This is a genomic window from Bacillota bacterium (assembly GCA_040754675.1).
Lineage (GTDB): Bacteria > Bacillota > Limnochordia > Limnochordales > Geochordaceae > Geochorda.
The window spans coordinates 1-7,358 of sequence record JBFMCJ010000196.1 but is presented as its reverse complement, the minus strand read 5'-3'; the positions used below and the strand labels follow the sequence as shown (position 1 = coordinate 7,358).

The 7,358-nt window shown below is 69.4% G+C and carries 7 protein-coding genes; 4 read left to right on the top strand and 3 right to left on the bottom strand.

The features are described from left to right. The 4 genes from fliS to AB1609_12160 form a co-directional block, all read left to right on the top strand. On the top strand, positions 1–410 hold a 410-nt coding region (gene fliS / locus AB1609_12175), incomplete at its 5' end, for a flagellar export chaperone FliS (protein ID MEW6047222.1). A 609-nt stretch (positions 411–1,019) separates the two neighbouring features. Then, on the top strand, positions 1,020–2,051 hold the full coding sequence (locus AB1609_12170; protein MEW6047221.1) for a rod shape-determining protein: 1,032 nt from the start codon (positions 1,020–1,022) through the stop codon (positions 2,049–2,051). A gap of 250 nt (positions 2,052–2,301) precedes the next feature. Continuing rightward, positions 2,302–2,853 carry a Uma2 family endonuclease gene (locus AB1609_12165; GenBank protein ID MEW6047220.1) on the top strand — a complete coding sequence of 184 codons (552 nt, stop codon included), beginning with the start codon at positions 2,302–2,304 and terminating at the stop codon, positions 2,851–2,853. 295 nt (positions 2,854–3,148) lie between these two features. Beyond that, on the top strand, positions 3,149–3,748 hold the full coding sequence (locus AB1609_12160) for a GNAT family protein (protein MEW6047219.1): 600 nt from the start codon (positions 3,149–3,151) through the stop codon (positions 3,746–3,748). Here the strand turns inward: AB1609_12160 and AB1609_12155 are convergent. The 3 genes from AB1609_12155 to AB1609_12145 form a co-directional block, all read right to left on the bottom strand. After that, on the bottom strand, positions 3,734–5,590 hold the full coding sequence (locus AB1609_12155) for a discoidin domain-containing protein (protein MEW6047218.1): 1,857 nt from the start codon (positions 5,588–5,590) through the stop codon (positions 3,734–3,736). The genes AB1609_12160 and AB1609_12155 overlap by 15 nt on opposite strands. Positions 5,591–5,719: 129 nt before the next feature. Next, a complete protein-coding gene (gene thiD / locus AB1609_12150) occupies positions 5,720–6,583 on the bottom strand; it encodes a bifunctional hydroxymethylpyrimidine kinase/phosphomethylpyrimidine kinase (protein ID MEW6047217.1) in 864 nt (287 codons plus the stop codon). Positions 6,584–6,658: 75 nt separating this feature from the next. Continuing rightward, positions 6,659–7,358: MFS transporter (locus AB1609_12145; GenBank protein MEW6047216.1), on the bottom strand; the 700-nt coding region annotated here is incomplete at its 5' end.

The following is a 7,358-nucleotide window of genomic DNA, read 5'->3' as shown; positions in this document are numbered from 1 at the left end:
ATTCGAGCTATCGAAAGGTTCAGATCGAAACCGCGCCTCCTCACAGGCTGGTTGCCATGCTTCTGCACGGAGCCGTGACGCGGTGTGAGCAGGCGCAGGAGGCGTTGGAGAAGGGGCTCCACGAAGAAGCGCGTCCCATCCTGCTCAAGGGGCAGGATATCGTGGCTGAGCTGATGGCGTCGCTGGACTTCGAGCAGGGCGGGGAAATAGCCCAACGGCTCCTCCTGCTCTACGACTTTGCACACCGGCGCCTGGTGGAGGCAAACGTGCGGCAGGATGCCAGGGCGGTTGGCGAAGCATTGCAGGTGCTTCGCGGCCTGGCCGACGCGTGGGATGCGCTGCAGCGCGGGGCTGCCGAGGGGCAACCGTCAACAGCGCCTGGGCAAATGACGGGCACCGCCGCCGGCTGACCGTGGTTTCCGGTCTCTTGATGGTGTCGGTTTTGGTTCCTCCGCGTCTTCCCGCTCTTCGCCGTCGGCGCGGCGCAGGCCCCTGCGGCGGTCGGCTGTTGAACCCGTGACGCGACGCATCTCGCCATTCTGCATCGCCCGGGTAGTCCGGCCGGCCCGTTTACACCGTATGGGGCGTCGGGATAGGGCAAACACCGACCAGAAAGGGACTGCGTTGGGCCGGAGTCGGCGGCGGTGGAGGAGTATGCCGGTGACCTTGGTGCCGAGGAAAGGTTTACGGTGCTCGGCGGTCATCTGGCGGGCGCTCCGTTTGCCTGATTTGGCCCGGTCACGGCGGCGCCCCGGGCTTTCGACCGCAAGAGCCCTTGCAGGGCCTGTCCGCTCGCCACGGGGCTCTGCAGCCGGTCCCACAGCAAACGCATCGTCCCTTCGCCCCCGGTAGCCCGGGGATCGGCCGTGCCGGTTGCAGGCCTTTGACCTCGCCTCAAGGGAATGCCAGGCCCTGCCGTTCCAGTGATTGGGAAGGTCCGGGGACACCGGCAGCCCCATGCGGGGGATCCCAAGGGAACCCAAGGGGCTTCGTTGGGGGGCGAGAGGCGGGGGCCAGCCGTGTGGCGGACGGACGTGGCAGTGGACCTGGCCACGAGCGCGGTGCGGGTCTTCGTGCGCGGCCGCGGGGTGGTGCTCCAGGAACCGTCTGTGGTGGCCCTTGATGCAGAGACGGGTGACCTCCTGGCCGTGGGGCAAGAGGCCCTGGAGATGCTTGGCCGCGCCCCCGACCGGATCGCGACGCTGCGCCCCCTGCGCCACGGGGTCCTGGCGCATTACCGTTTGGCTGCTCAGATGCTCCAGCCCCTTCTTCACCGGGCGGTTCGCAGATGGGGCTGGCAGCGAATCCGGGCCATCGTAGCGGTTCCGCCCATTGCAACGGACGTCGAGCGCCGGGCTGCACTTCAGGCCTGCTATGACGCGGGCGCGCATGAGGTGCACGTGGTCTCGGCACCCCTGGCCGCCGCCATCGGGGCCGGGTTGCCGGTGGAACAGGTGCGAGGCCACATGGTGGTGGACGTGGGCGCCGGCACCACAGACGCCGCGGTCTTCTCCATGGGGCGAGAAGTGGCCACCTTGTCCGTCCGGGCAGCCGGCGACGAGATGGACGAGGCGATCATGCGGTCCCTGCGCCGCCGGCACAATCTCGTGGTTGGAGATCGGACCGCCCAGGAGGTCAAGCACCGGGTCGGCGTGGTGGCCGCCGAAGCCGTCACTGCGCCTCGTGAGACCACAGATGTGCGCGGCCAGGACCTGACCAGCGGCCTTCCTCGGATGGTCACCGTGACGGCCAACGAGGTGGCCGAAGCTCTCCGGGAACCCGCCCAGGCCATCGCGGAGGCCGTCCGCGCCGTGCTGGAACGCACGCCTGCGGAACTCGCCGCCGACGTGATCGCTACCGGGCTCGTCCTGACGGGCGGGGGATCACTGCTTCGCGGGCTGGACCGCTTCATCGGGCAGGAGACGGGGTTGCCGGTCCGGGTGGCGGACGATCCCCCAACCTGCGTGGTGCGCGGCGCCGGGAAGATCCTGGAGGCCATGGGCCGGTTCCGTGGATTCTCGGCCCACTCCCCGGCCCGAGCCACGACGTGAGCGCGGTCAGCAGGCAGCGCGGAGCTCATCTGGCGAGGTAGAGCCTCTCAACCTCCAGGTCGTCAACGCCAACCAAATCCGCATCCTGAGCCAACCCGCACGGGACGGGCCTCGGAAGCTTTTTCCCGCTTTCGCTGAGACCAGCGCGGCCGCTCGCGCTGGCTACGGCGGGACTGCCTCACGCACCTCGGCGCGCTACCGGAGCAGGGGCCGGCGCCGTGGTACAATGCATTGCGGGAGGGGCACGCCCTTGAAAGCCCGGACGATGGTAACGGCCCGGGAGCTGGCCCGGCTTCCGGACGACGGCTTCCGCTACGAGCTGATTCGGGGGGAACTCGTCCGCATGGCGCCGGCCAGCCCGCAGCACGGAGAGATCTGCGCGAACGTCGTTCGCGAGCTCTCTTCGCACGTGCGAGAGCGAAAGCTGGGCAAAGTCTACGACGGGCAGACCGGGTTCCTGCTTTCGAGGAACCCTGACACCGTCCGCTGCCCCGACGCGGCCGTGGTGTTGAAGGCTCGCGCTGGTGCTGAGCAGCCCGGCGAGCCCTTCTTCCAGGGAGCGCCGGACCTCGCGGTGGAGGTGGTCTCCCCCGGCGACAGTTTTCAGGACGTTGTCGATAAGGTCGAGATGTGGCTGGCGTCCGGCGTTCGCAGCGTGTGGGTCATCGATCCCCGGCGCCGCCGGGTCTCCATCTACACGGGGCCCGCTCAGGTGCAACACTTCGAACTCACCGACGTGATTCCGGGCGATCCCGTCCTCCCCGACCTCGCCCTGCCGGTGAGCCGCTTGTTCCCCGAGTGACCCGAGCTGTCGTCCCACCCCACGTGGTGGAGCGGCTCGGTCTCGCCATCCGGGGCCACCGCGTCATACCCAACCCCGCCCATCCGGACCAGCCCGCGTCGAAGCTCAAGCGGCTCCAGCGGAGCTCAGCCGCTCCACCAGAGCTGGGTTTCGGCTCCAGTACGGCTGAGGTGTGCCTGCCGGGGGCTGAGCCGGCCGCAGGGGGGTTGAGCCGCGGCAAGCCCGGGGTTGAGCAGGAGTGACGCGCCGGGCGGGCAGGAGGTGAGCCTGGTCAGCCGGGCAAGGAGCCGGTAGAATGGGCGTGACGTTGGCGGGAGGTTCTCCGGGCTTGTTCGTCTGCCGCATCGGGCCCGACATCACGCTGCGCATCCTGGAAGAGCGCCACGCCGAAGCGCTGTTCCGGCTGACCGAGGAGAACCGGGAGCACCTGCGGGAGTGGCTTCCGTGGGTTGACTCCAACCCGTCCGTGGAACAGACCAGGGGGTTCATCCGGCAGGGGCTGCAGCAGTTCGCTGCCGGGAACGGCTTTCACGCCGGCATCTGGTACAAGGGGCGCCTGGCGGGCGTGGTGGGCTTCCACCCCATCGACTGGCTGAACCGCAAGGCCGAACTCGGCTACTGGCTCGGCGCAGCCTTTCAGGGCCGGGGAATCATGACCCGGGCGGTCGAGGCGATGCTCAAGTACTCGTTTGAGACGCTGAAGCTGCACCGGGTCGAGATCCGTTGCGCCGCGGAGAACCGGCGCAGCCGGGCGGTTCCCGAGCGCCTCGGCTTCACGCAGGAGGGCGTCTTGCGGGGGGCGGAACGCCTGCACGAGGGTTTCGTGGATCACGTGGTATACGGCCTTCTCGAGGAGGAATGGCGGGCCCGCAGGGCGCGGCTAGGGGTGTCCTAGCACCTCAACCTCCCACAGCGAGAACGAGCCGGCCGTCCAGACGGAGTGGCCGTAGGCGGTGCCGCGCTGCTTCGGGCGTTCGAGCATCTGGATCCGGACGTAGCGGGCCCGGGCCGGCGTGAACTGCACCAGTTCCACACCGCCCTGGCCTGATGCGGTCTCGTAGGCGGCCGCCCAGGAGGAGCCGTTCTCGGAGAGTTCGATGCGGTAGCGGGTGGCGTAAAGCTCCCACTTCAGGCGCACAGCGGACACGAGGTGCGCTTCGCCGAGGTCGAGCTCCAGCCACTCGGCCTGGTCGCTCCAGATGCGGGACGCCCAGCGGGTGCGCTCGTTGCCGTCGATGGCGCTGGAGGGCGCCCAGGCGGGGCCGAGTTCGGCAGAGGAGGAGGCGCGTGCCGAGATCGCCGGGATGAGGCGGGTGCCGGGCGGCAGTTGCTCGCCGCGGGGGCGGCCGGCGGCGAGGGCGGAGGGAAGTTCCACGGAGACGGCTGAGAGGGGCGGCACCTCGAAGCTCCCGGTGACGTCCACGTTGGCGTGGAGGCGGTCCGGGGTGCTCCTTTCGTTGAGCAGCCGGACGCGCCCACGGCCTTCGGCTTCGAAGCCGCCCACGTCGAGACGGATGGTGCGGGGCTTCTCGTCCTTGTTGATGAGGATGACGTAGAGGCTGCCCTTGTCGGCGGCAAGGGATGCGTAGGCGGAGAGAGCCGCGTCCGGGGAACGGGCGGTCACGAGCTGCGTGCCGAAGTGGCGGCTGAACAGCGCAAAGACATGGTAGGTCGGGTACGGTCGGTTTTCGGGGGTCGAGCCGAGGATACCATAGTCGCCGCCCCGCGGCGGGTAGGGGTTGTGCAGCGCCCAGAAGCCGGCGGCGTCTACGCCTTCTTCGAGCATGACGCCCATCGTGTCGGCCATCCAGAGCGCGTTGACGATGGAGGTGGTCTGCGGCCCGGGGTAAGCGGTCACGGAGTTGTAGCCGCCGATGTGAATCTCGATGGACTTCGCTCGGCCCGGCACCGTCTGGGCCAGGAAGCCCCTGAGGGCCCGCAGGTTGGTACGAAACTCGGCCGGGCTCGCGAGCAGGCGGGCGTCGTCCTCCCTGCGGGGGTCCTGCGGGAACCAGTTGTAGACGACGAAGTCGATGGCCGGCCCGGCCGTCCGCAGCACCTCCAGCGTCCAGGTGGCCATCGCAACGTTGACCCCGGCGCCGACCTTGATGGCCGGGTCGACGGCTTTCATGGCCTTCGCGAACTCGACGACCTTGCGGCCGTAGACGGAGGCCGGGACGGAGAAGTACTCCTCGTCGCCGATCTCCCAGTACTTGACGCCGTAGCCCTTGGTCTTGTTGACGTACTCGACGAAGCTGGCGGCGAGTTCGGGCCCGGCGGGGTAGTTGACGCTGATGCTGGGTTCGGCGCCGACCAGCTTACAGAAAAGCATGAACTCATCGACGTTCATACGCAGCGGCGAGTTGATGGCGGAGTTCCAGACGTACCGGTCCCCGTCGCCGCCCCCGGGGTAGCGCAGGAACCGGATGCCGGCTGCCTTCACCTTGCGCAGGGCGTCCTGGTCGAAGGTGAGCGGCCATTGCTCGAACGTGCCGGGAAAGAGCTGTTCGTCCCAGTTGGCGGTGTTGATGCCGAAGACGAGCGGCTTGACGGGGCCTAGCGGGGATGCGGCGTCCACTTGAACGGTGAGCGCGGGGGCGTTTGCCCGAGCGGGGGATTCTCCCATGAGCAGCACTCCCACCAGAAGCGCCAGCGCACCGAAAGCCAGGGCAGGCAGGACCGCGGGCGCCGGCAGAGGCTTTTGGGGCTCGCTCGAACGTTGCCGGGACGGATGCAAGGTGGTTCCCCCCTTGAGAATCCTCCATGCCCTGGATCCCTTCGGGGGCATATCCCTCTGCCGGCTTTACGATATCACGTACGCGGGCCGCCTGGCAGGAGAGGAAAGCTGGCAAGGCCGGCGGCAGGATCAGGAAGCCGGCGGGTGCAGAGGCCGGTTGCGGCCGGTGGCCCAGCCGGGGCCGTTCAGGTCGGCGCCCGCCCACGCGCTGGTCGGGCCGCGGCCGTGGCCCACGGGGACGGCCGACTCGATGGCGGCCGTGATGAACGCCTTGGCCTTACGGATGGCGTCCAGGGGTTCGAGGCCGCGGGCCAGGTAGGCCGCGATGGCGGCCGAGAACGTGCAGCCGGTTCCGTGGGTGTGCGGGGTGGCGATGCGGGGCGCCTCGAGTTCCACGAAACTGTCTCCGTCGAACACCAGGTCGGTGGCGCGGCGAGGGTCGGTTTTCGCGTGGCCGCCCTTCACGACCACGTAGCGCACGCCCATGTCGTGCAGGCGGCGGGCCGCTTCCTTCATGGCGTCGCGGCCCTCGAGCGTGAGGCCGGTCAGGTGCTCGGCTTCGGGGAGGTTGGGGGTCACCACCAGGGCGAGCGGCAGGAGTTGCCGCTTGACGGCTTGCACCGCTTCCGGGGCCAGCAGCGGGTCACCGCTCTTGGCCACCATGACGGGGTCGACGACCAGCCGGGTGAGGCCGTGTGCCCGCACGCGGTCGGCGACGGCCTCGACGATGGCGGCGTTGGCCAGCATGCCGGTCTTGGCCGCGTCCGCGCCGATGTCGCTCAGCACGGAGTCCATCTGCTGGGCCACGAACTCGGGCGTGACGGGATAAACCCCCTGCACTCCCAGGGTGTTTTGGGCCGTGAGGGCCGTGATGGCGGCAGCGCCGTAAACGCCGAGCGCGAAGAACGCCTTGAGGTCGGCTTCGATGCCGGCCCCGCCGCCGCTGTCGGAACCGGCAATGGTGAGAGCCTTCGGAAGGCTGGCCGATGTCAAGTTCGATTCCCCCCAAGAATGCGACGACGCCCGCAGCGAGACGGGCGACGGCGCCTGAAACGAGGCGGCCACTCCTTATGGTAGCACGGGCCGGCCAGGGTAGGAGCGCTGACCTTCGCCCCGCACCCGCCCCCCAGGGGCCCGGCGGGTGCGGGTGGTAAATCCTGCTGCGGCGGCGGTAATGGCGGCCAGGAGCTGGACGGCCACCAGCGCAGTCCAGGCCGGGGGGTAGGAGCCGACCCGCTCCACGAGCCACCCGAAGCCCGGCGGCGAGAGCATGGTCCAGACGTAGAGCATGGTCATGCTCAGGCCCAGCATCACGGCCGAGGCCGGGCCCGAAAGCTCGGAGATCAGCGTAACGTACAGGCCGTTCCAACCCAGGAGGGTGAGCCCTCCCAGCAGGGCGGCCCCTGCCGCGGCGGGCGCGGGAAGCGGCGTCCAGGCGGCGAGCGAGGCGATCAGCGCGGCGGCCAGCGCACCGCCCAAAGAGACGGTGATCAGGGGCGCCACCCGATCGCCGCGGAAGCGACGATCCGAAACCCAGCCCCACAGGAGGCGCCCGGCGATGCCGCCGGCGTGGACGACCAGGAGGAGCCGGGCGGCGGCCTGCCGGTCCCACCGGAAGACGTCCACCATGTACAGGGGCAGGTAGCCCGTGAGGCTGAACTGGCTTGCCGCCAGCAGGCAGGCCATCAGCGTCGTGGCAACCAGCCCGCCGTCCCGCAAGAAGTGGCGGGGGGCCTGCAGGAGCGCAGAACCATTCACGAGGGCGGGC